Source organism: Nonomuraea rhodomycinica (assembly GCF_013363995.1).
In the GTDB taxonomy this organism is placed as follows: domain Bacteria; phylum Actinomycetota; class Actinomycetes; order Streptosporangiales; family Streptosporangiaceae; genus Nonomuraea; species Nonomuraea rhodomycinica.
Map to the genome: position 1 here is coordinate 1,622,273 of NZ_JABWGO010000001.1, position 24,203 is coordinate 1,646,475.

A 24,203-nucleotide genomic window follows, 5' to 3' on the forward strand; every position below is an offset into this window, starting at 1 on the left:
CGATCTCTCCCGGTACGGCACAGGCCCCGCCACGAGCGGGCAGGCCGCCGTACCGGCCCAGGACGGGTCACGAGAGGTCTAGAGGGTGTACTCCTGGATGGAGTCGGCGAGCTGGACGGCCAGCTCCTCGGCGTCGAGGCGCTTCTCGATCTGCTTGAGGTCCTCGATCTTGGCCCGGGTCTCGGCCCGCTTGGGGGCGAGCAGGCTGCAGCAGTCCTCGTCGGGCAGCTCGGAGATCTCCAGCGTGCCGATGCGCCGCGCCTCGGCCATGATCTCCGTCTTGTCCCAGCCGACCAGCGGCCGCAGGATCGGCAGGTCGACGGCGTGGTCCTGGGCGGTGATGTTGGCCAGGGTCTGCGAGGAGACCTGGCCCAGCGCGTCGCCCGTGATCAGCGCCGCGGCGCGGATGCGGTGGGCGACCTCCTCGGCCGTCTTGAGCATGAGCCGCCGCTGGGCGATGACCGCGAGCCGGTCCTGGCCGGAGGTGCGGATCGACTGCTGTGCCTTGCCGAACGGCACCACCCACAGCCGCGACTGGCCCTGGAAGCGGTCGAGCTTGCGCACCAGCGCGTACGCCTTGTAGATCGACTCGGAGGTGGTGAACGGGATGCCGGAGAAGTGCAGGAAGTCCACGTGCAGGCCGCGCCGCATCATGCGGTAGGCCGCCACCGGCGAGTCGATGCCGCCCGACATGAGCACGAGGGCCCGGCCGCTGCTGCCGACCGGCAGGCCGCCCTGCCCCGGCAGCCCGCCGGTGAAGACGAACACCTCGTCGCGGTCGACCTCGATGTGCACCGTCAGCTCGGGCCGCTTGAGGTCGACCGGCAGGCCGTACTCGTCGTTGATGGCGCCGCCGACGAGCCGGTCGAGCTCGTTGGAGCGCAGCGGGAAGCGCTTGTCGCGGCGGCGGGAGCGCACCGCGAACGGGGCGCGGCGCCGCACCTCGTCGGTGTCGCGCACGAGCTCCAGGCCGGCCTTGAGCACGGTGTCGGGGTCCTTGGCCACGCGCCAGGCGGGGTGGATCCACACCAGGCCGGGGACGTCGGCGACCCGCCGGGCGACGGCCTCGGCCTGCTCGGGGGTCGAGCCGGCGGGCAGGAAGATCGCGACGACGCCGTGCCGCCTGCGCACGTCGAGCTCGAGGCCGAGCTCCTTCAGGGCGTGGCGGATGTTGGCGATCAGGCGCCGCTCGAACAGCTCGCGGTTCTTGCCCTTGAGGACGATCTCGCCCAGCTTGAGCAGAACGCACGGCTCGCCCAGGGCGGACATCGTCATGGTGGAACCTCCGGGGAAGACAGGGACGCGCACCGCGGGCAACACCGCGACCCATCGAGTTTAGTCCGCCGCCGGCCCCCTCACTTCGGCCGGCGGCAGGCGTGAGGAGTTCTCACGTTATCGACACGCCCGATTGACAGATAGTCGGGGTATCCATGCGAATGGGACAGGACAACTGGCACAATCCGGTGACCCCTAATGCAAGGAAACTCCACCGAATGTCTTCCGCTGTTAACCACTTCACCCATGGGCTCATCACGCCGGTCCTGGCCTACGTGATGTCGTGCATGGGCTCGATGCTCGGACTGCGGCTGACCGTCCAGGCCCGCGCCTCCCGCGGGGCCTCGCGGATGCGCTGGCTGCTCGGGGCAGCCGTCTCCATCGGAGGCACGGGCATCTGGGTCATGCACTTCATCGCCATGATGGGCTTCCAGGTCGAGGGCACCCAGATCAGGTTCGACGTGCCCCTCACCGCCGCCTCGGCCGCGGTCGCCATCGTGGTCGTCGGCACCGGCCTGTTCCTCGTCTCGTACGGCCGCGGCCGGGTGCTCGCGCTGCTCGGCGGCGGCCTGCTGACCGGCCTGGGCGTGGCGAGCATGCACTACCTCGGCATGTACGCCATGAACATGTCGGCGCACGTCTCCTACGACCGCATCACCGTGATCGCCTCCGTGGTCATCGCGGTGGTGGCCGCCACCGCCGCCCTGTGGTTCACCCTGCGGGTCACGCGGCCGGTCTGGATCTTCGCCGCCGCCCTGATCATGGGCGTCGCCGTCTCCGGCATGCACTACACCGGCATGTACGCGTTGCGGGTCACGGTCGACCCCGAGCCGGGCGTCGTGCCCGGCGCCGACGCGCTCGACTTCCTGGTCCCCCTCATGACCGTGATCAGCCTGATCACGCTGACCATGCTGCTCATGGTCATCCTGTCGCCGTCCGAGCAGGAGATGAGCGAGGACGCCGAGCTCACGCGCCGGCTGGAGCTGCGCCGGCGCAACCGGCAGCAGCTCACCGAGACCCCGCTCGCCGAGGCCGCTCCCCTCGCCACCGGCGGGCGCCCGCAGCGCGGGCCGGTGCTCGCCGCCCCCGTCCCCGGCCAGCCCTTCGCCCCCGACGCCTCCGTGCCCGGCGCCCCCGGCGCGTTCACCCCCGGCGCGCAGCGGGCCCCGTACTCCGGCCAGCCGTATCCCGACGGCCGGGCGGCCCCCGGCCAGAACGCGCCCGTCATCCCCTTCCCCGGTGCGCAGCACCAGCAGGGCGGCCAGGCTCCGGACCCTCAGCAGCAACAATCCGGAAAGAGATCACGATCTCGCCGTAGGTAGTTGATTTCGGTCGACCCGAGCCCGATACTCCTGGAATTGCCGAGGGGGGCTCATGTCACCGATCGACCAGTTCTCGTACGGGTGGCTCACGCCCGTCCTGGCCTACGCCATGTCCAGCGTCGGCTCTCTGCTCGGCCTGCTGCTCACCGCGCGGGCCCGCCTGATCGGCGGCAAGGAGGGCCGGTACTGGCTGGTGGGGGCCGCGCTGGCCATCGGCGGCACCGGCATCTGGACCATGCACTTCATCGCGATGACGGGCTTCGCCGTGGAGGGCACGGACATCCACTACGACCTGCCGCTGACCGCCGCCTCCGCCCTGCTCGCCGTCGTGGTGGTGGGCATGGGGCTGTTCCTCGTCTTCCACGGCGGCGAACGCGTCCCGTCCCTCGTCGGCGGCGGCGTCCTGACCGGCCTCGGCGTGGCCGGCATGCACTACCTGGGCATGGCGGGCATGCGCATGGCCGGGCACGTCTCCTACGACCCGGTGGGCGTGGCGCTGTCGGTGCTGATCGCGGTCGCGGCGGCGACGGCGGCGCTGTGGTTCGCGCTGCGCGTCCGGGGCGCCCTGCGCACCACTGTCGCGGCCCTGGTCATGGGCGGGGCCGTGTCCGGGATGCACTACACCGGCATGTACGCCATGGCCGTGGAGGTCCACTCGGACGAGACGCCCCTCGGCGGCGCCGCGGCGGGCGACTTCCTGCTGCCGCTCATCGTCGGGCTGAGCGTGGTGACCGTGGGCCTGCTGCTGGCCGTGCTGCTGTCGCCGTCGGAGCGAGAGGTGCTCGCCGAGCTGGAGTTCCGGGAGCGCATGCTGAGGGGTGAAGGGGGCGCGCCGGAACCGGAATCGTTCGGCACGCCCCGTGGATGACGCCACCCCCGTGGGACGTCCCCTGGGTACGGCCTGCGTCGCGTAGTGGGCCGCCAACTCGCCGCGGCGCAAGCCGTACCCCGAAGGGGGTCGTCGACGACCCCCTGGCAGCGAAGGTACGGCCCGCCGCTTGCAGGCGGCTTACAGGCCGCCGAAGCGCCCGCCGGCGGCTTCCGGCGCGCCGCGGAGCCCGCTAGCCGAAGAACACCTCCGCCTCGGCGTAGCGCTGCACCGGGACGGTCTTGAGCTCGGAGGTGGCCTCGTCGAGGCTGACGCGGACGATGTCGGTGCCGCGCAGCGCGACCATCGTGCCGAAGTCGCCCTCGTGGGCGGCGTCGATGGCCTGGAGCCCGAACCTGGTGGCCAGCACCCGGTCGAACGCGGTGGGCGTGCCGCCGCGCTGGATGTGGCCGAGCACCGTCGTGCGCGCCTCCTTGCCGGTGCGCTTCTCGATCTCCTTGGCCAGCATCTCGCCGATGCCGCCCAGCCGTACGTGGCCGAACGCGTCGAGCTCGCCCGCCTGCAGCGCCATCTGCCCCTCGACCGGGTGGGCGCCCTCGGCGACCACGATGATCGGCGAGTAGCGGGTGCGGAAGCGCGACTCGACGTACTCGCAGACCCGGTCGATGTCGAACGGCTTCTCCGGGATGAGGATGACGTTGGCCCCGCCCGCCATGCCGGCGTGCAGCGCGATCCACCCGGCGTGGCGGCCCATGACCTCGCAGATCAGCGCCCGGTGGTGGGACTCGGCGGTCGTGTGGAGCCGGTCGATGGCCTCGGTGGCGATGTTGACGGCCGTGTCGAAGCCGAAGGTGTAGTCGGTGCCCGACAGGTCGTTGTCGATGGTCTTGGGCACGCCCACGACCTTGACGCCGCGCTCGGACAGCTGCCGGGCGACGCCCAGCGTGTCCTCGCCGCCGATGGCGATGAGCGCGTCGACGCCGCCCGAGGCGAGGTTGTCCTTGATGCGGTCGACGCCGCCCTCGATCTTGATGGGGTTGGTGCGCGAGGATCCGAGGATCGTGCCGCCGCGCGGCAGGATGCCGCGTACGGCCTGGATGTCCAGGGGCATGGTCTCGCCCTCGAGCGGCCCGCGCCAGCCGTCGCGGAATCCGACGAATTCGTGTCCGTAGACGCTCACGCCCTTGCGGACGACGGCCCTGATGACGGCGTTGAGACCGGGGCAGTCGCCCCCTCCGGTGAGCACTCCAATACGCATGGCGGGTTCCTCCCGATGGGCTTCACACGACCAGGATCGCATTGTGCCCACATCCGCGGGCACTGGTCTAGACCAAACGGGAGCGTACTGATCGGCGACCCGCGCGGCGCGGAACTCCACGAGCGTGTCGGCCCTTCGGGCAAGCCGGAGGGGGCCTCGCGCCCATACCTGCCACCCCAGGTCATGCCCACGCCGGGCGCCGGCCGAAACCCGCGCGAAGCCGCCGTCCAGGCAGCCGCCGTCGCCGGGGCCGGGGCGGCGGCTGCCTGGACGGCGTGGCTCAGAACCAGGTCGCCAGGGCTTCCTCCAGCGCCGCGTCCGGGGCGTTCCCCGCCCAGGCGACGATGCCGTCGGGCCGGACGAGCAGGCCGCTGAAGTCGCGGGCGTCCACCGGCTTGGCCGCCAGGACGGGAACCCGGGCGTGGTCGAGGCCCGCGCCGAGGTCGAGCAGGAGGCCGCGGCCCTGGCGCAGGTGGTCGGCGAGGCGGCTGCCGTCGGCGAGTTCGAGGTCGGGGGCGCTGCGGCCGATCAGCGGATGGTCGCCGGGCAGGTCGTACCGTTGCGACACACCGGAGATCTTCTTGACGAAGTACGTGGTCCCGGCGACGGTGTCGACCAGGTCGGACACGATCGCGCGCAGCGCGCGCGAGCGGGCCTCGGGCCGCATGAGCAGGACCTGGGCGCGGGTCCAGTCCAGGACCCAGGCGCCGATGGGGTGGCGTTCGGCGGTGTAGGTGTCCAGCAGCGCCTCCGGGGAGCGGCCCTGGATGACCGCGGCGAGCTTCCAGCCGAGGTTGACGGCGTCGCCGATGCCGAGGTTCAGCCCCTGGCCGCCGAACGGCGAGTGCACGTGGGCCGCGTCGCCGGCCAGCAGCACCCGGCCGAGGCGGTAGGTGGTGACCTGGCGGGCGTTGTCGGTGAAGCGGGTGGCCGTCTTCACCTCGGTGATCGTGACGTCGACTCCGGACACCGCGCGCAGGCTGGCCTGCAGTTCCTGCGCGGTGACGGGCGTGGTGCGGTCCTCCGGCGGCCCGTCGAACTCCACGGTGAGGATCCGCCCGGGCACCGGCCCGTGGACGTAGATGCCGGTGTCGGTGTGCGTCCAGCCGACCCCCAGCCGCTCGGCGCCCTCCATCGTCACGATGGCCTGGTGCCCGGTGATCATCGGCGGGGTTCCCGGGAACTCGAACCCGGCGACGCTCCGGACCGTGCTGCGCCCGCCGTCGCAGCCCACCAGCCATCGGCACCGCAACTCCCGGTCCCCGGCATGCACGGTGACCTCGTCGGCGGCGGCCTCGAACCCGGTCAGCTCGACGCCCCGGAGCACCTCCACGCCGAGCTCGGCCGCCCGCACGCCCAGCAGGTGCTCGATGTCCTGCTGCCGGACACCGACGAGCCGCGCCGCGGGGCCGCGGTCGGCGAAGGCGGGATCGTCCTCGTCCACGTGGTCGCCCTTGAGCCAGAGCGCGGCGAAGTGCCCCGCGAAGCTGGGCGGCTTCGGCTTCTCGCCGCCCTGCGCCATGAACTGCCGGAAGGCCACCATGGTGTGCTCCTGCGCCTCCTCCAGCGCGGGCAGCAGGCCCCGGCGGTAGAACGCCTCGGCGGTGGGGGTGTTGACCGAGCCCGCCTTGATGGTCTGGTCGATCTCGGCGAGCCGTTCGAGCACGGCCACGCGCACTCCTTGCAGGCCCAGCTCGCAGGCGAGCATCAGGCCGACCGGGCCGCCACCGGAAATGATCACGTCGTAGTCCATGCCGAAAACTATATCCGACTAAATTTTGAGTGCGGTATACTTTTCTTGTGGACAGACCATCTTCCCTGCGTGAACGCAAGAAGGCCCAGACCCGTCAGCGCATCTCCGACCACGGCTCGATGCTGTTCTACGAGCGCGGCTTCGACAACGTGACCATCGGCGAGATCGCCGAGGCGGCGGACGTGTCCAAGGTGACGGTGTTCAACTACTTCCCGCGCAAGGAGGACATCTTCTTCGACCGCATCCCGGAGCTGGTCGACCTGCTCACCACCACGGTGCGGGAACGCGAGGCGGGCCAGTCCGTGCTGGAGGCGATCCGCCGCATGCTGCTCAGACACGTGGAGGCCGGTCACCCGCTCGGCGGCGTCGACGACCGGTACATGCACTTCTGGCGGGTGGTGATCGCCTCACCGGCCCTGCGGGCGCGCGCCAGGGAGATCATCGAGGAGGTGGAGGCCGTCCTGGCCGAACTGATCGCCGAGTCCGGCGAGGACCTTCCCGCGCCGCTCGCCGCCGCCATGCTCGTGGCCGCCTATCGCGCGACCTACCAGGAGACCGCCCGCCGGATGCTGGCAGGGCAGAGCTCGGCCGAGGTCCTCGACGACTACGTGGCCGGGGTCCACGCCGCTTTCGACGCGCTGGAGCGGGCGTTCGCCACACCGGCCTGATCGCCCAGCGCGCCGTCAACCGACGGTTGACGGCGCGCTATCGTCAACTTATGGTTGACGCATGGATCAGATCGTTCGTCTGGGCGAACTCATCAACGCGATCAAGAGCCGTCACCCCGACGGCGACCCGCTGGGGCAGCTCAGCGACGCCGTCGTGCTGGGTGAGCAGCTCGGCGAGGTGGCCGACCACCTGATCGGCCACTTCGTCGACCAGGCCCGGCACGCCGGCGCCTCCTGGACCGACATCGGGCGCAGCATGGGCGTGACCAAGCAGGCCGCGCAGAAGCGCTTCGTGCCCAAGGAGACCTCGCTCGCCGAGGACCTGCGCTCGTACGGGCGCTTCACCGAGCGGACCCGGGCCGTCATCGTGGCGGCGCAGGGCCTCGCCCAGGAGAGCGGGGCGGGCCACATCGAGCCGGAGCACCTCGTGCTTGGGCTGCTGAGCGAGCCGCAGTGCCTCGCCGTGCAGGCGATGGACGCGCTCGGCGCGCCGGCGGACACCGTGCGCCAGGCGATGGAGGCCTTCACGCCCGCCGGCCAGGCGTCCGGGGACGCCTCCGCGACCGCGCCCCCCGCGCCTCCCGCGGGCTCGGAGGGAGAGGCCGCGGCGGGCGGGCCGCCGTTCTCGGCCCAGTCGAGGAAGGCGCTGGAGCTGACGCTGCGCGAGGCGCTGCACCTGGGGCACAACTACGTCGGCACCGAGCACGTGCTGCTGGGCGTGCTCTCGCTCGGCGAGGGCCCCGCGGCGCATCCCGTCGTGACGGTGCTGGAAGGGCTCGGCGTGACCAAGGAAGCGGCCGAGCGCGAGATCAAGGAACGCCTGGCCCGCATCCTCCGCGACCGCACCTGAGCGACCGCCCGGCTCCGCCGACGAGGAGGCCGGGCGGGCCTACGCCGTGCCGTGGCCGCGTCGCGGCCGGCCGCTCCCGGCGCCGGTGTCATGGGTCCGGGCCGGGGCCGGGAGGAGGCGGGGGCCCGGCGCCGGGCTGCTGGTGGCCCGGCGCAGGAGGGCGTGCAGGCCGAGGGAGGTTCGGGGCGGCCCCGGCGTCCCCCAGCGGGGGCACGGGCCCTCGCAACGGATCAGCCGCCCGTACAGCCCGATGCGGGTGCGGCCCGCGCCGGGGTGGAGGAAGGCCAGGTCCGCGCCGTCCTGTCCGGCGCGGGTCAGGGCGGCGCGCATCTCCGGCGACCAGTACGCGTCCCACCCCGGCGACACCACCGCCAGCGCCCCGCGCAACGCGCCGGGGGTGAGGTCCACGCTGGTCAGGTACGCCAGAGGCGCGCCGCTCCGCTCGGCCACGGCGACGGCGCGCCGTTCGTAGGCGGTGAAGAAGTCCGCGCCCGTCCCGTCGTAGGGCCGGTCGAACGTCACCTTCGGCGCGCGCGTCCCGCCCTGCGCGAGGTCCCGCCCTCCCCACCGGTTGTGGGCCTGCCAGGTGGTGACCGCGTTGAGGAGCACCACGCGGCCACGCGCCGACGAGGAGCGTACGGTGATCGGCACGTACCGGCCGCCGCCCGTGGACGCGTCCAGCCGCACCAGGTAGGCGCCCTCGCGCCAGCCGGTGGTGTCCACGGTCAGCGACGGCTTCCAGTGGGCGGCCGTCACCATGCCCCCGACCGTGAGCGGCTCGGCCTGCCGCATCCCCGGGACGTCGCCCGACCGCCACACCAGCTCCGGCCGGGCCCCCATGCGGAAGGCCCGCGCGGTGAAGCCGGGCGCGGTCGTGGACACCAGCAGCCGGAACCGCTCGCCCGGCAGCACGCTGACCCGGTCGGCGTACCCCTCGATCTCGTGCTCGCCGCCCTCGGCGCCTATGCGCCACGCGGCCCGCCGGACCTGCCGGCGTCCGGGAACCGGGCCGGCGGCGCCGGCGCCCGTCCCCGGGTCCGCGCCCTTGCCGGCCGCCGCCCCGTCGCCCGGGCCGAGGCCGGCTCCCGCCGCGCCCGGAGGCACGGCCCCGGCGGCGGTCGGGGGCGCGGCGGCGGTCGGGGGCGCGGCGGCGGTCGGGGGCGGGGCGGCGGCGGGCGTGGGACGCGAGCCGGGCGGCACGGCGGCGGCGCCGCAGCCGGCGACCGGCGCGAGGGCCAGCGTCAGGGCGAGCCCGGCCGCCGGCAGCCTGAGGGTCCGCGCCGGGCGCGGCGGGACGCGGCGGGACGACGGCGCCGAAGCGCCCGGAGAGGTACGCACGGAACCCCATCGTCACGACGCCGCCCCCGCGGGCCGGCCACTTGACCGACTCCTTACGGCCCCACGGCCCACCCGCGACCCGTCACCACCACCCCCGGCCCGTCGGGGCCGTCGCGGCCCTCGCGGCTCGCGGCCACCCCCGGCCCGCCGTGGGCCGTCACAGGGGCCCCCGCCCGCCGCGGCCCGTCACACCGGCAGGACGCAGGCCGGGCTCTCCACCTCGTACGTCTCCCCGGTCGACACGGGCACCCCGTCCTCCAGCGCGAACACCGTCACCACGTTCGCGTGCTGGTTGGCCACGTACATCCGGTCGCCGTCGATGGCGAAGTGGCGCGGCCAGGCGCCGCCGGACGGAACCTCCGCGACCGCCGTCAGGTCGTCCGCCCGCAGCACGGAGATCGTGTCCGGCCCCCGGTTGGCCACGTAGACGTGCTCGCCGCGCACCTCCAGGTGGGACGGCTGGTTGCCGGAGCCCGCCCGCGAGGCCGGTCCCGTGAGGCGCGTGTCCCCGTCAATGGCGGTGACCACCCCGTCGAGCTCCCCCACCACGTACAGCCGCGACCCGGCGAAGGCCATGTGGCGCGGGCCGGTGCCGGGCGGCAGGCGCAGCGGCTCCAGGGGCTCGCCGTCGAGCGTGTAGCGGCGGATCTCGTCGGTGCCGAGGTCGCTGATGTGCAGGACGTCCTCGTGGAAGACCGCCTGGTGGGCGTGCGGGCCCTCCTGGCGGTCGGCGACCGGGCCGGAGCCCGTGTGGCGCAGGGCGGTCGCCGGGCCGGTGAAGGCGCCCCGCTCGTCCAGGCGGTGGATGCTCGCGGTGCCGTCGCCGTAGTTGGCGACCGCCAGGAGCGCGCCGGACGGATGGACGGCCACGTGGCACGGCGTGTGCCCCTCGCTGGGGCGTTCGGCCAGCGGCGACAGGCCGCCCTCGGCCCGGAACGCGGTGATCCACCCCTGCGCCAGCTCGCCCACCGCGTACAGCACCGGAAGGGCGGGATGGGCGGCCAGGAAGGACGGCGAGGCGATGCGGGTCAGCTCGCCGTCACCCGTGATGATGCCCGGGCCGTATCCGCCGATGTACAGGTGCTTCACGAAACGCGTCCTCTCATGGTTGACTGAAGCAATGAATTCGTTGACCCAAGCAAGGGTTTCGGAGATCAGAGCCTTCAACCGGTTCTATACGAAGGTGATCGGCGTTCTCCAGGCGGGGATGCACGACTCCGCGTACTCGCTCACCGAGGCCAGAGTGCTGTACGAGCTGGCGCACCACGCCGAGCCGATGGAGACCGGCGACCTGCGGGGGCTGCTCGGGCTCGACGCGGGCTACCTCAGCCGGATCCTGTCGCGGCTGGAGGGCGACGGGCTGCTGTCGCGCGAGCGCTCGCCCGGTGACGCGCGCAAGCAGGTCGTACGGCTGAGCGAGGCCGGCGTGGCCACGTACCGGCGCCTGGACGCCCTGTCGGCCGAGGAGATCGGGCGGCTCCTGGCCGGCCTGCCCGAGGCCGAGCAGGAGCGGCTGGTGAGCTCGATGGCCACGATCAGGAAGCTGATCAGCCCGGACCGGGAGCGCGAGCCGTTCGTGATCAGGACGCCGCGCGTCGGCGACCTCGGCTGGGCCGTCCAGCGGCACGGCGACATCTACAGCCGCGAGTACGGCTGGGGCCTCGCGTTCGAGCAGCTCGTGGCCCGGCTCATGGGCGGCCTGGACTTCGCGGGCCGCGACACGGGCTGGATCGCCGAGGCCGGCGGCGAACGGCTCGGCTGCGTGTTCTTCCAGCACGTGGACGACGGCACCGCCAAGCTGCGGATGCTGCTGGTCGAGCCGTCCGCCCGGGGGCTCGGCCTCGGGCGGCGGCTGGTGGAGGAGTGCGTGCGCCACGCCCGCGAGGGCGGCTACAAGCGGATCACGCTGTGGACCCGCGACTGCCTGGAGGGCGCCCGGCGCATCTACGCGCGCGTGGGGTTCGTCCACGAGTCCAGCGAGACGGGCGTCGAGAACGGCGTCGAGGTGGTGGACGAGATCTGGACGCTCGACCTGTGAGTCAGGGCCGGCGGCGCCGGCCCGGCCACCAGTTGAGCGGCCCGGCCAGGCGCATCAGGCTGGGCACGAGCACCGCCCTGATCACGGTCGCGTCCACCAGCACGGCCACCGCCATGCCGACGCCCAGCATCTGCACGAACGTCACCTCCGCCGTGGCGTACGCGGCGAAGGACAGCGCCAGGATGCCGCCCGCCGCGGTGATCAGCGGGGCGCCCCGCTGGAGCCCGGCCGCCACGGCCCGCGTGGTGTCGCCCGTCCTCGCGTACTCCTCCTCGATCCGCGACAGCAGGAACACCTCGTAGTCCATGGACAGGCCGTAGGCCACGCACAGCATGAGGATGGGGATGCTCGGGTCGAGGCTGCCGGTCGGCGTGAAGCCGAGCAGGCCGGCCAGGTGCCCGTCCTGGTAGACCCAGACGAGCGCGCCGAACATGACCCCGAGGCTGAGCAGGTTCAGCACGCTCGCCTTGACCGGGATGAGCAGGCTGCGGGTCATGGCGAACAGCAGCACGAACGTGACGCCCAGCATCAGCCCGAGGACCAGGGGCAGCCGGCCGACGACCGAGGCCCGGTAGTCGGCCAGCTCCGCCGGGTAGCCGCCCACCAGCACCGGGAACGGCGGCCGGACGGCCCGCACGGCCGCGACCAGCCGCACCGGGTCGCCGGCCAGCGCCTCGGCCGACGGCACCACCGACAGCCAGGTGCCGCCCCGGCCGGCGAACCGGGCCGGATCGCCGGCGCCGACGCGCCGCCCGGCCGCGTACGAGCCCGCCGCGGAGTCGACCTGGGCCACGCCGGGCAGCCTCGACAGCGTCACCGCGTAGGCGTCCACCGGTACGGCGGCACGGCCCGCCGCCACGGCGGCGGACCGGGAGACGATCTGGATGGCGTCGGTCTCCTCGGCGGGGAAGCCGTGCCGGATGACCTCCTGCGTCTGCCGGGCCGGGGCGGAGGCCGGCAGGATCCGGTCGTCGGCCACGCCGAAGCGCAGCCCGAGGAACGGCGAGGCGAGCAGGAGCAGCAGCCCGGCCGCCAGGCCCCCGAAGATCAGCGGCCGGCGCATCACCCGCGTCGCCAGTCCGTGCCAGAACCCGCCGTCCCGCTCCGGCGCGGGCCTGCGCGGCAGCAGCGCCCCGCCCGCGGAGGCGAGGACGGCCGGCAGCACGAGCACGGCGGCCACCGTCCCGCCGAGGACCACGGCGATGCCCGCGTACGCGAACGAGCGCAGGAACCCGAACGGCAGCACGAACAGCACCGCCAGCGAGGCGGCCACGGTGAGCCCGCTGAAGAGCACGGTGCGCCCCGCGTGCTCGACGGCCGCGGCCACGGCCTCCACCCGGTCGAGCCCGCGCCGCGTCTCCTCGCGGAAGCGCGCGATCATGAACAGGCAGTAGTCGACGCCGAGCCCGAGGCCCATCGCCAGCGTCAGGTTCAGGGCGAAGGTGGAGATCTCGGTGAACGCCAGCACCCCGCGCAGCAGGGCCAGCCCGACGACCATGGCGTACACCCCGGCCAGGATCGGCACCAGGGCGGCCGCGACCCGCCGCTGGTAGAGCCAGAGCAGGACGAACACCAGCGGGAAGACGACCAGCTCGGCGCGGACGAAGTCCTGGCGGGCCAGCGGCACGGTCTGGCGGAAGACCTCCTCGCCGCCGCCGGCCCGCACCTGCAGGAGCGCGTCGCCCCGCGTGACGCCGGGGAGCAGGCGGGGCAGCACCACCTGCCGGACGTGGCCGGCGTCCCCGGGGACGCGCGCGACGATCAGCGCGTGCCGCCGGTCCTCGCTGCGCAGGGTGGCGGAGCCGCCGCGGGTCCAGTACGAGGCGGCCTCGGCGACGCCGTCCGCGGCGGCGACGCGGGCGGTCAGCCGCCGGCCCGCCTCGGCGACGGCGGGGTCGTCCACGGTGCCCGTCCTGGGGGTGACGAGAAGGACCAGGTCGGGGCTCCCGGTGGCGAACCGGGCGGCCAGCTCGGCCTGCGCCCGGTCGGACTCGGAGCCGGGCGCCTCGAACCGGGCCAGCGACAGGCGCGGCACCGCGCCGGCCGCGAGCGCCGCGGCGGCGACCAGCAGCGCCAGGGCGAGGACGAGCACGGCGCGGCGGCGCCGGGCGAGGAGGCGGCCGAGCCGGCGCAGGGGCGGCCCGCCCTCGGGCGCGGCCGGCGCGGGTCCGGTGTCCGGGACCACGGGCGCGGTCGGGTTGGTCATGCGGGCTCCCCGGAAAAGTCGGTAATCTACTCGTGTTCAGTCCGTCGAGGCTCAGGAATACAAGTAAATGCTCGCATTTGTCAACGCGGGATGCCGCCGTGTCCGGAGGCCGTCGTGACCGAGCGCGTGGTGCGCAGGCAGGCGCGGGGGCTCCGGCGCATGGCGGAGATCCTCGACGCGGCCGAGCTGGTGATCGCCGACGTCGGCTATCCGGAGATGACGACCAACCAGGTCGCGGCCCGCGCCGGGATGTCGCCGGGCTCGCTGTACCAGTTCTTCCGCAACAAGGAGGAGATCCTCGACGGGCTGGTGGCCCGCTACACCGACGAGCGGGAGGAGTTCTGGGCGGCCCGGCTGGCCGAGGTCACCCCGGAGGTGCCGCTGGAGGCGCTGGTCGGGCGGCTCGTGGACGAGAGCGTGGCGTTCAAGACCCGCTCGCCCGCCTACTGGGCGCTGCTGTACGGCTCGGCGACCGGCGACCGGCTGGCCGCCGCGGCGGGACGGCTGCACGAGGCGATCGCCGGCCAGGTGGCGCAGATGCTGCGCAGGCGCTCCCCCGGCCTGGAGCCGGAGCGGGCGCTGACCCTCGGCACGATGGCGGTGGCCGCCGTGAAGGCCGTCATGCCGCTCGTCTCCACGGCCGCGCCGGAGCGGGCGGACGCCCTCGTGGCCGAGCTGAAGACGATGCTGGTGCGCTACCTGGGCTGAGCGGCCGCGAAGGTGAGCGACTCGAAGGTCAGTGGCGGAAGGGGCCGCTCACCTCGAAGGTGTGGCCGTCGCCCGGCTCGCCGGCCGGGCCGCGCCGGGAGGAGAAGTACAGGCGCGAGCCGTCGGGCGAGAACGCGGGCCCGGTCAGCTCCGCGCCGGCGTGCCCCTCCAGCCGCAGGAACGGGGCGATCTCCCGGTCGGGGGTGATGACGTCGACGCCCATCGTGTCGCGGGTCACGTACAGGTCGCCGGAGGGCGCGGCGGTGACGGCCCGCACTCCCCCGCACAGCCGCTCCAGCGTGGAGGTCTGCGCGTCGTAGGCCCACAGGCCGTGATCGCCCTTGGTGGTGAAGTAGCAGACGCCGCCGGCGTAGTGGCAGCCCTCGGCGCCGTCGAAGCGGCGCGCGTCCTCCACCTGGTGGCGCGCGGCCTTGAGCAGCGCGGCGGGCGAGGGCACGGGCCGCCAGCCGCCGGAGACGCACAGCACCTCCAGCCGCCCCTCGGTCAGGTCGCCCCAGTCGCCCGGCACGAACCGGTAGAAGCACCCGTCGGGCTCGCCCTCGGTGAGGTAGACGACCTGGCGGTCGGGGTCGCAGGCGGCGGCCTCGTGACGGAAGCGCCCCATGGCCAGGCGCGGCCGGGCGGCGCGGGCGCCGTACGGGTCGCACTCGAAGACCCGGCCGCGGTGGCCCAGCTCGCACGACAGCCAGGTGTGCCACGGGGTGGCGCCGCCGGCGCAGTTGAGGTCGGTGCCGGACAGGATGCGGTAGGCGTCGGCGACCGTGCCGTCCGGGGCGAAGCGCAGGGCCGAGGCGCCGCCGAGCAGCGGCAGCTCGGAGTTGGACACGTAGATCCAGCCGGCGCCGTCGGGGAAGCAGGCGCCGCCGTCGGGCGCCGCGTGCCAGGTCAGCCCCGCCACCTTGTGGCCCGAGCGGGCCACGACCCGGCCGGCGAACCCGGCGGGCAGGACCAGCCCGTCGCCGCCGTACGGGGCGAGCGGGCCGTACGGGCCGGCCGTCTCCCTGCGGAGCGGGCCCGTGCGGAGGAGAGTCTTGCGGGACATGGTCAGGCCTCCCTCTGGGTCCACGCTAGTCGACAGCACGGACATGAATGGCGGGATCCCGGCCGCCGAACAGCACGCGAACCCCGGCCCACCGGCCTGTCGCATCCGTGCATATCGCCCGCGGCTCCCCCGCGTTCACCGGCATTCACCGTCGGCCCCGTGGTCCGGCATGGAGAAGCCCGGGGCCGCGCGGGGCTCCGGGCTTCACCGGCGGGGTCAGCGCTGGGCCTGGAACATCCAGCGCTCCTTGTCGATGTCCTGGGCGATCGCGATCAGGATGTCCTGCGTGGCGGGGTCGGGCTCGTCGGTCGCCTCGATCCGCTCGCGCAACCGCCGGCCGATCCCGTCGAGGATGTCCGCGATCGTGGCCACGACCTTGCCGTCCTCGATCCAGCCGTTCTCGGGCTGCGCCAGCTTGGTGCTCTTGGCCAGGGTGGAGGAGCGGCCGTCGGGGTTGACGCCCAGCGCCGCCGCGCGTTCGGCCACGGTGTCGGCGTGCTCGCGCGCCAGCGCGACCAGCTCGTCGAGTTGCAGGTGCACCGAGCGGAAGTTCGTGCCGACGATGTTCCAGTGCATCTGCTTGGCGACGAGCGACAGGTCGACGAGGTCGACGAGGGTGCCCTGCAGGCACTCGGCGACCGTGCTCTTCGCCTCGCCCGAGAGGGGTCCGGTGATCGGAGCCATGATGTTTTCCTCCCCGTTGTACGACATCTCTGCTCTTCTGCACGGAATCTGGCGCTTTAATCCTGCGGATTGACACTGCAATAGTGACAGTGTCATCGTGAGAGACATGGAGGAGACCTGGACCATCGGCGAGCTGGCGGAGCGGGCTGCCGGTTTGCTGCGCGCGGGCGGGCCGAACGGCAACGGCCGGGTGCGCGAGGTGCCGGGCGAGCGGCTGATCAGGTGGTACACGACGATCGGCCTGGTCGACCCGCCGCTGTCCCGGCGCGGCCGGGTCGCCCGGTACGGGCGGCGCCACCTGCTCCAGCTCGTGGCCGTCAAGCGCCTCCAGGCGGCCGGGCTGTCGATCGCCGACATCCAGGTGGCCCTGGCGGGCGCGACGGACGCCATGCTGGAGGGAGCCGCCCACCCGGAGACCGACCCGGCCCGTCCTCAGGACGCCGCGCCGGAGGACGCGCCGGACCGGTTCTGGGCACGCGCGCCGCGCGGCCGCGCCCCCTCCCCCGCCGCGCCCCGGCCCGGCGGCCACGACGAGCCGCGTCTCCGCGGTCCCGGCGCCGCTCCCGAGCCGGCGCCGCCCGGCGGGCTGGTGCGCGGGATCAGGCTCGCGCCCGGCGTGACGCTGGTGCTCGACGGCTCCGGCCGCGTCCCTTCCACCGACGACGTCCAGGCCGTGCTCGGCGCGGCCGCCCCGCTGCTGGCGGTGCTCGAAGAGAGGAAGCTCGCATGAAGATCGTTCCACTCGAGCCCGGACGGTGCCGGCCGGTGCCGGACGCCGGGTTCGGCGCGCTGCGCACGGACCGGGGCAACCTGCCGCTGGAGAGCGTGGACGTCACGGCCGCCGTCTCCGGTCTCGTCGCCGGGGTCGAGGTGGCCCAGGAGTTCCGGAATCCGTTCGACGTCACACTGGAGGCCACCTACGTCTTCCCGCTGCCCGACCGGGCGGCCGTGACCGCGTTCCGGATGGAGGCCGACGACCGGGTCATCGAGGGCGTGCTCAAGGAGCGCGGCCAGGCGCGCGCCGACTACGACCGCGCGCTGCGCGAGGGCCGGCGCGCGGCGATCGCCGAGGAGGAGCGGCCGGACGTGTTCACGATCCGGGTGGGCAACATCCTGCCCGGCGAGCGGGTCACGGTCCGGATGTCGCTCAGCCAGCCGCTGCCGTACGAGGACGGCGCAGCCACGTTCCGCTTCCCGCTGGTGGTGGCGCCCCGCTACATCCCGGGCGCGCCGCTCGACGGCGCCCCCGCCGGTGACGGCGCCGCGCCCGACACCGAGGCGGTGCCCGACGCCTCGCGGATCACCCCGCCGGTGCTGCTGCCCGGCTTCCCCGCGCCGGTGCGGCTGTCGCTGGCGGTGACCGTCGACCCCGCCGGCCTGGACCTGCGCGACGTCTCCTCCAGCCTGCACGTGGTCGAGGAGGACGGCCACACCGTACGCCTGCGCCCCGGCGAGCGGCTGGACCGGGACTTCGTCCTGAGGCTGGCCTTCGACACCTCGACCTCCCTCCAGATCGACACCAGCGAGACGGGCGGCGGGACGGGCGGTGAGACAGGCGGCGGCGGGACGTTCGCGCTGACCGTCGTCCCGCCCGCCCTGGAGGCCCCGCGCACGCCGCGCGACCTGGTGCTGCTGCTCGACCGCTCGGGCAGCATGAGCGGGTGGAAGATGGTCGCCGCCCGGCGGGCCGCCGCGCGCATCGTCGACACGCTCACCTCCGCCGACCGGTTCACGGTGCTGACGTTCGACTCGGTGGTCGAGCAGCCGTTCGAGGGGCTCGTGGAGGCGTCCGACCGCAACCGGTACCGCGCCGTCGAGCAGCTCGCCCGCGTGGACGCCCGGGGCGGCACCGAGCTGCTGGAGCCGCTGCGCGAGGCCGTGCGGCTGCTGCCGCCCGCCGAGGGCCGCGAGCGCGTGCTCGTCCTCGTCACCGACGGCCAGGTGGGCAACGAGGACCAGATCCTGGAGCAGGCCGGCGGCGCGCTGTCGGCCATGCGCGTCCACGCCGTCGGCATCGACCGCGCCGTGAACGCCGGCTTCCTCGGCAGGCTGGCCGGGCTCGGCGCGGGCCGGTGCGAGCTGGTCGAGTCGGAGGACCGGCTCGACGCCGCCATGGAGCAGATCCACCGGCGCATCGGCGCGCCCCTGGTCACGGACCTGGCCCTCAAGGGCCTCGACGCGGAGCCGGGCACGCTCACCCACCTGGGCTCGATCTTCCCGGGCGTGCCGCTGCGGGCGTACGGGCGCCTGCGGCGCGTCGAGCCGGGCGGCGCGACCGTGACCGTGCGCGGGCTCGCGGCGGGACAGCCGTGGGAGCGGCGGGTCCCCGCGACGGCGGTGGCCAACCCCGCGCTGCGCGCCGTGTGGGCCCGGGCGCACCTGCGCGCGCTGGAGGACCGGTACGCGATGGGCGAGCACGAGCTGGAGGCGGAGATCGTCCGGGTCTCGCTGGAGCACGGCGTCCTGTGCAGGTTCACGGCGTACGTCGCGGTGGACACCAGGACGGTCGCCGAGGGCGGGCCCGAGCACCGGGTCATCCAGCCGGTCGAGCCGCCGAGCGGCTGGGAGATGCCGTCGGCGCCGCCGATGCCGGGGTTCATGGCGCAGGCCGCCGTGATGGCGGCGCCGGCCGGGTTCCGCGCGGCGTCGCCGACGTTCGAGGCGGCGCTGGACCAGGGGGTCCCGATGAGCCCGCCGGCCGCCCCGGCGCCGCCGGCTCCGGGTTCCGCTCCAGGCTCCGGGGCGGGGGACGCCGGCGGGTTCGGCGCTTCCTCGGGCGGGTCGTCCGGGCCGCCCGGGCCGGTGTTCGGCAGGCCGGGCGCGGTGCCGCGTCCCGCCCGCCGGGCCCCGCGCGGGCTGGAGGCGGTGCGGGGACAGCTCGTGGCCGAGCTCGACCGACTCAGGGCGCTGCCCACGGCCGACGCGCTGTACCTCGCCGACCTGGGCTCCCGGCTGGCGGCCCTGTCCGCGTACCTGGGGGATCACGCGGAGCTGTCGGCCCTGGCGCGGGAGCTGGAGGCGGCCGAGCGGCCGGGGACGGACCTGGCGCAGCTGCGGCGGCACGCCATCGAGGTCCTCACGTCGCTGACGGGCGGCCCCGCCCCGGAGGTGGGCGGCGGCTCCCCGGCCGAGCCGCGGCGCGGGCCCTTCTGGAAGCGCGGCTGACGCTCCGGGCACCCCGCTCCGTGGTGAGGGGTGTCCGTCAGCGTTCGATCATCCGCAGCTGCTCCTCGTCGTGGTGGTCACCCGCGGCCGGAGGCAGGGCGTCGAGCTTGGCCGGCTGCTCGCCGGTCAGCTCGACGCCGTCGGCGGCGACGGCCCGCACCTCGTCGGCCAGGCGCAGGTGTCGCGGGTCCACAGCGAGTACTCCGACTGCACGGCGGTGACCGGGTGGACGGCTTGGGCGCGGCGGATCGTCTCCGGCCCAGCCTCCGACAGGCTGATGTGGCGGATCGGTCGAGGCCGGGTGCCCGGGACGCCTGGCCCAGGCCGGTCACAGGGAGATCTGCGGCGCGGCGGCCGGTCACCCTCCATCGAATGCGCGCGCCCGGTCCCGAGGCCCCCGATGAGCGGTGGCCGCTCCATGACGAGGCGCGCGAAACCACATTCTTCGCCTGGAGAATGCGGTGAATTCCGGCAAGAAGGCCGTATACGATCCGCCGCCGTGGCGGCACTCTGCGACACCGTTCGAAAACGGCCCGGCACGCGGCGGCGAACTCCACGGACGCGGCCCGGCGACATCCGGTGGCCGCGTACGCTCCCGCCCGTCCGCCGTGCGACCTGCGGAGAAGCGCTTCCCCGGCCGCATCGGTCCGCGGCGCACACCGCACCCATAATCACCGAAATTTCCTGATAAAGAGGGTGGATCGCCTTTCCCGGTTGTCAGGGAAATCCCGCCCCCACCGGCATCCCGGAAAATCCGCGCACCGTCCGGTCCGGTACGCCGCGGCCCATAGGCTGGAGCGTGTGAGCACTCTTGTCCTGGACGGCGGTCTGGCCACCCACCTCGAAGCGCTCGGCGCGGATCTCAGCGACGAGCTGTGGTCGGCCCGGCTGCTGATGGAAGACCCCGGCCTGATCCGCCGCGTCCACGCCGACTACTTCGCGGCGGGCGCGAACGTGGCGACCACGGCCAGCTACCAGGCGTCGATCCCGGGGTTCCTCCGCCGGGGCGCGAGCGTGGCGCAGGCCGAGCGCCTCATCCGGCTCTCGGTCGAGCTGGCCGCGCAGGCCCGGGACGAGGCGGGCGGCGGGCTGGTCGCCGCCAGCGTCGGCCCGTACGGGGCCTTCCTGGCCAACGGCGCCGAGTACACCGGCGACTACGACCTCGGCGAGGAGGGCCTGCTCGCCTGGCACCGGCCCCGCTGGGAGATCCTCGCCTCGGCCGGCGCCGACCTGCTGGCCTGCGAGACCATCCCGTCGTACGCGGAGGCGCGGGCGCTGGCCCGGCTGCTGAAGGAGACGCCGGGGCTCAAGGCGTGGGTGAGCTTCTCCTGCCGGGACGGCGAGCACATCAGCGACGGCACGCCCGTCGCCGAGGCGGCCGCCCTGTTCACCGGCGACCCGCAGGTCGTGGCCGTGGGCGCGAACTGCACGGCGCCGCGCCACGTGCCCGGCGTGATCGCCGCCCTGTCGGGCGGCCTGCCGGTGGTCGTCTACCCCAACTCGGGCGAGACGTGGGACGCCGAGAACCGCCGCTGGCTCGGCCTCACCGACCCGGTGGAGTACGGCCAGGCGGCCAAGGAGTGGGAGCGGGCCGGCGCGTCGCTGATCGGCGGTTGCTGCCGCACGACGCCCGACCACATCAGGCAGATCCGCACCCACCTGTCCTGATCCCCTGGTCAGAGCTGGTCTCCAGCCCGACCTGGAACGGGAACCGACCCCTGGCATGACAGGGCAAGGCCATCTCTGACCGGCCCGCGCGGGGCCGCCCCACCGCGAGGTGAGCGCGGAGTCGCTCCCGCGTCGACCCCGGACGCGTCGGTTCAGAGGTGGTCTTGCCGCTCCACCAGAGAGTTTCTCTTCCGGAGACGTCTCGGCCCCGGGCGTCAGACGGCCGCGCCGGCCGGGGTGCGACGGCGGCGCAGCAGCGTGTCCACGGCCAGCGCGCCGCCCCCGGTGAAGCCCACCGCCAGCGCCCCCGCCGCCAGCGACAGCACGAACTCGTAACCGCCCTTGTCCGCGCCGAACCCGTTGGCCCCGTGGACGAACACGATCGCGCCGATCATGTCGAGCGCCAGCAGCGTGCCCGCGATCGGCAGCGCCGCCCCCAGGATCAGCGCCAGGCCGCCCGCCACCTCCAGCACCGCGATGGCCGGAGCCGCCACGCCCGCCATCGGGACGCCGATCGACTCGAAGAACTTCGTGGCTCCCCCGATGCCCATGACGGCGAACTTCTGGTAGCCGTGCACGAGGAAGATGACGCCGAGCGCCACCCGGGCGAGCAGCAGGGCGACGGGGCGCGCCTGGTCGATCATGCGGTCTCCTCAGATGTCGTTCGTTCAGATTTGAACGAATATAACAGGATGGTTCAAATCTGAACAACAAGTACACTTGGGCCGTGACCGACACCCGGTGGCTAGACGACACGGAAATGGCGGCGTGGCGCGCCTTCCTGTCCACCTCTCACCTGCTGGAGAGGCGCATCGAGGAGCAGCTCAAGGCCGCGGCCGGGCTGACGCATCCGCAGTACGAGATCCTGGTCCGGCTGGCCGACGCCCCGGACCGGCAGATGCGCATGACCGAGCTGGCCCGGGGCGTCGTCGTGTCGAAGAGCGCGCTGACGTACCAGATCACCCGCCTGGAGAAGGCGGGACTGGTGGAGCGCGCGACCTGCCCGTCGGACGACCGCGGCGTGCTGGCGGTGCTCACCGAGGCCGGCCTGCGCTGCCTCGAACGCGTGGCGCCGGGCCATCTCGCGGTCGTGCGCGCCTACCTCGTCGACCGGCTGACCCGCGACGAACTGGAGGTCATGACCACGGCCATGAGCAAGACGGAGCGGGCCCTGCGCGAGTAGCCGGCTCCGGGACGAGGGTGGGTCAGTGCTTGGCGGCGCGGGCCGCGCGCTCCATCTCGACCTTGGCGCTGGCCGCGTACTTGTCGACGTACTCCTGGCCCGACAGCTCCATGAGTGCGTACATGATCTCGTCGGTCACCGCGCGCAGGACCAGCCGGTCGTCCTCCATGCCGTAGTAGCGGGAGAAGTCGAGCGGCTTGCCGAACCGGACACCCGGCCGGATCCCCAGCTTGGGCAGCGGCCGGCCCGGGGGCATCATCTCGAACGTGTTGACCATGGCCCACGGGATGACCGGGGCCCGCGACTCCAGCGCCAGCCGGGCGACGCCGGTCTTGCCCTTGTACAGGCGGCCGTCGGGCGAGCGGGTGCCCTCGGGGTAGATGCCGAGGATCTGGCCCTCGCGCAGCACCCGCAGGCCGGTGCGCAGCGCCGCCTCGCTGGCCTTTCCGCCGGAGCGGTCGATCGGCACGGTGCCGACGCCGCTGAAGAACAGCCGGGTGAAGAAGCCCTTGACCCCCCGGCCGGTGAAGTAGTCCGACTTGCCGAGCGAGATGACCTTGCGGCGCAGGTGCAGCGGGCCGAAGAAGTGGTCGGCGAACGACAGGTGGTTGCCGGCGAGGATCACCGGCCCCTGCCGGGGCACGTTGTCCGCACCCTCCGTCCAGGGACGGAAGATGAGATGGAGGAACGGCCCCAAGATGGCCTTGACCACCCAGTAGAACACCCGGCCACCTCTTCCTCTGCGCTTCATGTGTGAGCAACGTCATCTTCGCATCTCAGACTCGATGCTCCTACACCACCTCTCGCACAAAGCCCCGGGATCGTGCGACGATCGGGCAGTTCCGGGATGAAATCCCTTCGAGGAGCTGTTATGCCGCTCATGCCAGGCGCGGAGCCGTACCATCACGAAGCAGGCCAGATCGGTGTGCTGCTCTGCCACGGGTTCACCGGCACGCCGCAGTCGCTGCGGCCGTGGGCGGAGTTCCTGGCCGGGCACGGTCTGAGCGTCTCCCTGCCCCGCCAGCCCGGTCACGGCACGACCTGGCAGGAGATGAACCACACCCGCTGGGAGGACTGGTACGCCGAGGTCGAGAAGGCGTTCGAGGACCTCCAGGGGCGCTGCGCCGAGGTGTTCGTGGCGGGCCTGTCGCTGGGCGGCTGCCTGGCGCTGCGGCTGGCCGAGGTGCACGGTGAGGCGATCAAGGGGGTGGTGGTGGTCAACCCGTCGATCGCCAACGACGTGCCGCTGCTGAGGCTGGCGCCGCTGCTCAAGTGGTTCCTGCCGTCGGTGCCGGGCGTGGCGAACGACGTGAAGAAGCCGGGCGTGACCGAGCTCGCGTACCCCCGCACCCCCGTGAAGGCGGCCGCCTCGCTGCCGGGCCTGTGGTCGCTGGTGCAGGCCGACCTCGCCCGGGTGACGCAGCCGCTGCTGGTGTTCCACAGCATCGACGACCACGTGGTGAAACCCACCAGCGTGGCCATCATCCGTCAGAAGGTCCCGCAGGCCACGATCGAGGAGCTTACGGATAGCTACCATGTTGCGACGCTCGACAACGATGCCGACAGGATCTTTGCCGGTAGCCTCGGCTTCATCAGGACGCATGCCTCGGTACCCTTGCAGAGGGACTGATCGCGCCCAGGGGGAAGCCGCGATCGCTGCGGAGAGGGCCGGCTAGGTGACGCCCCAGAGTGATGAGGACGAGGTCTGGCGGCAGATCGTCGCGTCCTTCAACGACACCGCCGAGCGCGACTCGGCCGATCAGCCATGGCCGGACAGCGAGAACGTCCCCCTCGACCAGACGCGCCGGGTGATCCAGCCCGCCGAGCCCGTCCTGCGCGAGAGCGACGCCGAGCGTCCCGAGCCGCACCATGACGGACACGACGACGCGGACGACGAGGGCCACTACGAGCCGCCGCCGCCACCTCCGCTGCCCAAGCTCGACCTGACCACCAAGCTGGCCTGGACGGCGCTGTTCGGCGGCCCGGCCTATCTGCTGCTGGCCGCGATGGCCGACTGGCGGATGGAGGGCTGGGCGCTGTTCACGGCGGTCGCGGCGTTCATCGGCGGGTTCGTGGCGCTGGTGGTCCGCATGGGCGACGGCCCGCCCAACGACTCCGGCTGGGACGACGGGGCCGTCCTGTAGCCCCGGCCCCTTCGTCCGCTGGACGACTCGGCCCAGGACGGCTCAGGGCGG

Annotated in this window: 23 protein-coding genes; 12 read left to right on the forward strand and 11 right to left on the reverse strand. The window is 73.5% G+C overall.

Annotated features, from left to right (window positions below; all coding sequences use genetic code 11):
• Positions 1 to 78: 78 nt before the first annotated feature.
• The gene (thiI, locus tag HT134_RS07485; protein ID WP_175599430.1) at positions 79 to 1,275 is read right to left on the reverse strand and encodes a tRNA uracil 4-sulfurtransferase ThiI; all 1,197 of its coding nucleotides are present in this window, start codon (positions 1,273 to 1,275) and stop codon (positions 79 to 81) included.
• 218 nt (positions 1,276 to 1,493) lie between these two features.
• On the opposite strand from thiI, the gene HT134_RS07490 reads away from it, so the two are divergent.
• Together HT134_RS07490 and HT134_RS07495 are read left to right on the forward strand one after the other, a co-directional pair.
• Positions 1,494 to 2,597, forward strand: a complete 1,104-nt coding sequence (locus HT134_RS07490) for an MHYT domain-containing protein (protein WP_246363564.1) — start codon at positions 1,494 to 1,496, stop codon at positions 2,595 to 2,597.
• A gap of 52 nt (positions 2,598 to 2,649) precedes the next feature.
• Entirely contained in the window at positions 2,650 to 3,465 is an 816-nt protein-coding gene (locus HT134_RS07495) for an MHYT domain-containing protein (RefSeq protein ID WP_175599431.1), read from the forward strand.
• Between the two features lie 193 nt (positions 3,466 to 3,658).
• Here HT134_RS07495 and HT134_RS07500 read toward each other — a convergent pair whose 3' ends face one another.
• Positions 3,659 to 4,684: a 6-phosphofructokinase gene (locus HT134_RS07500; protein ID WP_175599432.1), complete on the reverse strand. Its 1,026-nt coding sequence runs from the start codon at positions 4,682 to 4,684 to the stop codon at positions 3,659 to 3,661.
• Positions 4,685 to 4,964: 280 nt separating this feature from the next.
• Entirely contained in the window at positions 4,965 to 6,437 is a 1,473-nt protein-coding gene (locus HT134_RS07505) for an FAD-dependent monooxygenase (RefSeq protein ID WP_175599433.1), read from the reverse strand.
• Between the two features lie 47 nt (positions 6,438 to 6,484).
• Between HT134_RS07505 and HT134_RS07510 the strand changes: the two genes are divergently transcribed.
• Together HT134_RS07510 and HT134_RS07515 are read left to right on the forward strand one after the other, a co-directional pair.
• Positions 6,485 to 7,105, forward strand: coding sequence for a TetR/AcrR family transcriptional regulator (locus HT134_RS07510; RefSeq protein WP_312888018.1), 621 nt, complete (start codon positions 6,485 to 6,487; stop codon positions 7,103 to 7,105).
• 61 nt (positions 7,106 to 7,166) lie between these two features.
• Positions 7,167 to 7,955, forward strand: a complete 789-nt coding sequence (locus HT134_RS07515; RefSeq protein ID WP_175599434.1) for a Clp protease N-terminal domain-containing protein — start codon at positions 7,167 to 7,169, stop codon at positions 7,953 to 7,955.
• Positions 7,956 to 7,994: 39 nt separating this feature from the next.
• On the opposite strand, the gene HT134_RS07520 is transcribed toward HT134_RS07515, so the two are convergent.
• Both HT134_RS07520 and HT134_RS07525 read right to left on the reverse strand, forming a co-directional pair.
• A complete protein-coding gene (locus HT134_RS07520; RefSeq protein ID WP_175599435.1) occupies positions 7,995 to 9,293 on the reverse strand; it encodes a N,N-dimethylformamidase beta subunit family domain-containing protein in 1,299 nt (432 codons plus the stop codon).
• A 186-nt stretch (positions 9,294 to 9,479) separates the two neighbouring features.
• Positions 9,480 to 10,382, reverse strand: a complete 903-nt coding sequence (locus HT134_RS07525) for a lactonase family protein (protein WP_175599436.1) — start codon at positions 10,380 to 10,382, stop codon at positions 9,480 to 9,482.
• 94 nt (positions 10,383 to 10,476) lie between these two features.
• Between HT134_RS07525 and HT134_RS07530 the strand changes: the two genes are divergently transcribed.
• A complete protein-coding gene (locus HT134_RS07530; RefSeq protein WP_312888019.1) occupies positions 10,477 to 11,331 on the forward strand; it encodes a bifunctional helix-turn-helix transcriptional regulator/GNAT family N-acetyltransferase in 855 nt (284 codons plus the stop codon).
• 1 nt (position 11,332) lies between these two features.
• Here the strand turns inward: HT134_RS07530 and HT134_RS07535 are convergent, their stop codons facing one another.
• Positions 11,333 to 13,537 carry an MMPL family transporter gene (locus tag HT134_RS07535; RefSeq protein ID WP_175599437.1) on the reverse strand — a complete coding sequence of 735 codons (2,205 nt, stop codon included), beginning with the start codon at positions 13,535 to 13,537 and terminating at the stop codon, positions 11,333 to 11,335.
• Positions 13,538 to 13,651: 114 nt separating this feature from the next.
• Here HT134_RS07535 and HT134_RS07540 point away from each other — a divergent pair, with 114 nt between their 5' ends.
• A complete protein-coding gene (locus HT134_RS07540) occupies positions 13,652 to 14,245 on the forward strand; it encodes a TetR/AcrR family transcriptional regulator (protein ID WP_312888020.1) in 594 nt (197 codons plus the stop codon).
• Positions 14,246 to 14,273: 28 nt separating this feature from the next.
• Here the strand turns inward: HT134_RS07540 and HT134_RS07545 are convergent, their stop codons facing one another.
• Both HT134_RS07545 and HT134_RS07550 read right to left on the reverse strand, forming a co-directional pair.
• Entirely contained in the window at positions 14,274 to 15,308 is a 1,035-nt protein-coding gene (locus HT134_RS07545; protein WP_217707229.1) for an alkaline phosphatase PhoX, read from the reverse strand.
• Between the two features lie 216 nt (positions 15,309 to 15,524).
• Positions 15,525 to 15,992 carry a Dps family protein gene (locus tag HT134_RS07550; protein ID WP_175599440.1) on the reverse strand — a complete coding sequence of 156 codons (468 nt, stop codon included), beginning with the start codon at positions 15,990 to 15,992 and terminating at the stop codon, positions 15,525 to 15,527.
• A gap of 106 nt (positions 15,993 to 16,098) precedes the next feature.
• On the opposite strand from HT134_RS07550, the gene HT134_RS07555 reads away from it, so the two are divergent.
• Together HT134_RS07555 and HT134_RS07560 are read left to right on the forward strand one after the other, a co-directional pair.
• Positions 16,099 to 16,722 carry a helix-turn-helix domain-containing protein gene (locus HT134_RS07555; protein WP_175600204.1) on the forward strand — a complete coding sequence of 208 codons (624 nt, stop codon included), beginning with the start codon at positions 16,099 to 16,101 and terminating at the stop codon, positions 16,720 to 16,722.
• Positions 16,719 to 19,157 (forward strand): VIT domain-containing protein, encoded by a 2,439-nt coding sequence (locus HT134_RS07560; protein ID WP_175599441.1) that lies wholly within the window; start codon positions 16,719 to 16,721, stop codon positions 19,155 to 19,157. Before HT134_RS07555 ends, HT134_RS07560 begins: the two co-directional genes overlap by 4 nt.
• Positions 19,158 to 19,194: 37 nt before the next feature.
• On the opposite strand, the gene HT134_RS44630 is transcribed toward HT134_RS07560, so the two are convergent.
• Positions 19,195 to 19,350, reverse strand: coding sequence for a hypothetical protein (locus HT134_RS44630; protein ID WP_217707230.1), 156 nt, complete (start codon positions 19,348 to 19,350; stop codon positions 19,195 to 19,197).
• Between the two features lie 599 nt (positions 19,351 to 19,949).
• On the opposite strand from HT134_RS44630, the gene mmuM reads away from it, so the two are divergent.
• Positions 19,950 to 20,825, forward strand: coding sequence for a homocysteine S-methyltransferase (gene mmuM, locus HT134_RS07570; protein ID WP_217707681.1), 876 nt, complete (start codon positions 19,950 to 19,952; stop codon positions 20,823 to 20,825).
• 215 nt (positions 20,826 to 21,040) lie between these two features.
• Here mmuM and HT134_RS07575 read toward each other — a convergent pair whose 3' ends face one another.
• Positions 21,041 to 21,469 carry a DoxX family protein gene (locus HT134_RS07575; protein ID WP_175599443.1) on the reverse strand — a complete coding sequence of 143 codons (429 nt, stop codon included), beginning with the start codon at positions 21,467 to 21,469 and terminating at the stop codon, positions 21,041 to 21,043.
• Between the two features lie 83 nt (positions 21,470 to 21,552).
• Between HT134_RS07575 and HT134_RS07580 the strand changes: the two genes are divergently transcribed.
• A complete protein-coding gene (locus HT134_RS07580; RefSeq protein WP_175599444.1) occupies positions 21,553 to 22,008 on the forward strand; it encodes a MarR family winged helix-turn-helix transcriptional regulator in 456 nt (151 codons plus the stop codon).
• 22 nt (positions 22,009 to 22,030) lie between these two features.
• On the opposite strand, the gene HT134_RS07585 is transcribed toward HT134_RS07580, so the two are convergent.
• Positions 22,031 to 22,732, reverse strand: coding sequence for a lysophospholipid acyltransferase family protein (locus tag HT134_RS07585; RefSeq protein ID WP_175600205.1), 702 nt, complete (start codon positions 22,730 to 22,732; stop codon positions 22,031 to 22,033).
• A gap of 147 nt (positions 22,733 to 22,879) precedes the next feature.
• Between HT134_RS07585 and HT134_RS07590 the strand changes: the two genes are divergently transcribed.
• Positions 22,880 to 23,638: an alpha/beta hydrolase gene (locus tag HT134_RS07590; RefSeq protein WP_175599445.1), complete on the forward strand. Its 759-nt coding sequence runs from the start codon at positions 22,880 to 22,882 to the stop codon at positions 23,636 to 23,638.
• 46 nt (positions 23,639 to 23,684) lie between these two features.
• Positions 23,685 to 24,152, forward strand: a complete 468-nt coding sequence (locus tag HT134_RS07595; RefSeq protein ID WP_175599446.1) for a hypothetical protein — start codon at positions 23,685 to 23,687, stop codon at positions 24,150 to 24,152.
• Positions 24,153 to 24,203: the final 51 nt, after the last annotated feature.

Bases quoted from the DNA above. Each gene is read 5' to 3' on its own strand.
- thiI (WP_175599430.1), bottom strand. From the start codon at position 1,275: ATGACGATGTCCGCCCTGGGCGAGCCGTGCGTTCTGCTCAAGCTGGGC.
- HT134_RS07490 (WP_246363564.1), top strand. From the start codon at position 1,494: ATGTCTTCCGCTGTTAACCACTTCACCCATGGGCTCATCACGCCGGTC.
- HT134_RS07495 (WP_175599431.1), top strand. From the start codon at position 2,650: ATGTCACCGATCGACCAGTTCTCGTACGGGTGGCTCACGCCCGTCCTG.
- HT134_RS07500 (WP_175599432.1), bottom strand. From the start codon at position 4,684: ATGCGTATTGGAGTGCTCACCGGAGGGGGCGACTGCCCCGGTCTCAAC.
- HT134_RS07505 (WP_175599433.1), bottom strand. From the start codon at position 6,437: ATGGACTACGACGTGATCATTTCCGGTGGCGGCCCGGTCGGCCTGATG.
- HT134_RS07515 (WP_175599434.1), top strand. From the start codon at position 7,167: ATGGATCAGATCGTTCGTCTGGGCGAACTCATCAACGCGATCAAGAGC.
- HT134_RS07535 (WP_175599437.1), bottom strand. From the start codon at position 13,537: ATGACCAACCCGACCGCGCCCGTGGTCCCGGACACCGGACCCGCGCCG.
- HT134_RS07545 (WP_217707229.1), bottom strand. From the start codon at position 15,308: ATGTCCCGCAAGACTCTCCTCCGCACGGGCCCGCTCCGCAGGGAGACG.
- HT134_RS07550 (WP_175599440.1), bottom strand. From the start codon at position 15,992: ATGGCTCCGATCACCGGACCCCTCTCGGGCGAGGCGAAGAGCACGGTC.
- HT134_RS07555 (WP_175600204.1), top strand. From the start codon at position 16,099: ATGGAGGAGACCTGGACCATCGGCGAGCTGGCGGAGCGGGCTGCCGGT.
- HT134_RS07560 (WP_175599441.1), top strand. From the start codon at position 16,719: ATGAAGATCGTTCCACTCGAGCCCGGACGGTGCCGGCCGGTGCCGGAC.
- HT134_RS07575 (WP_175599443.1), bottom strand. From the start codon at position 21,469: ATGATCGACCAGGCGCGCCCCGTCGCCCTGCTGCTCGCCCGGGTGGCG.
- HT134_RS07590 (WP_175599445.1), top strand. From the start codon at position 22,880: ATGCCGCTCATGCCAGGCGCGGAGCCGTACCATCACGAAGCAGGCCAG.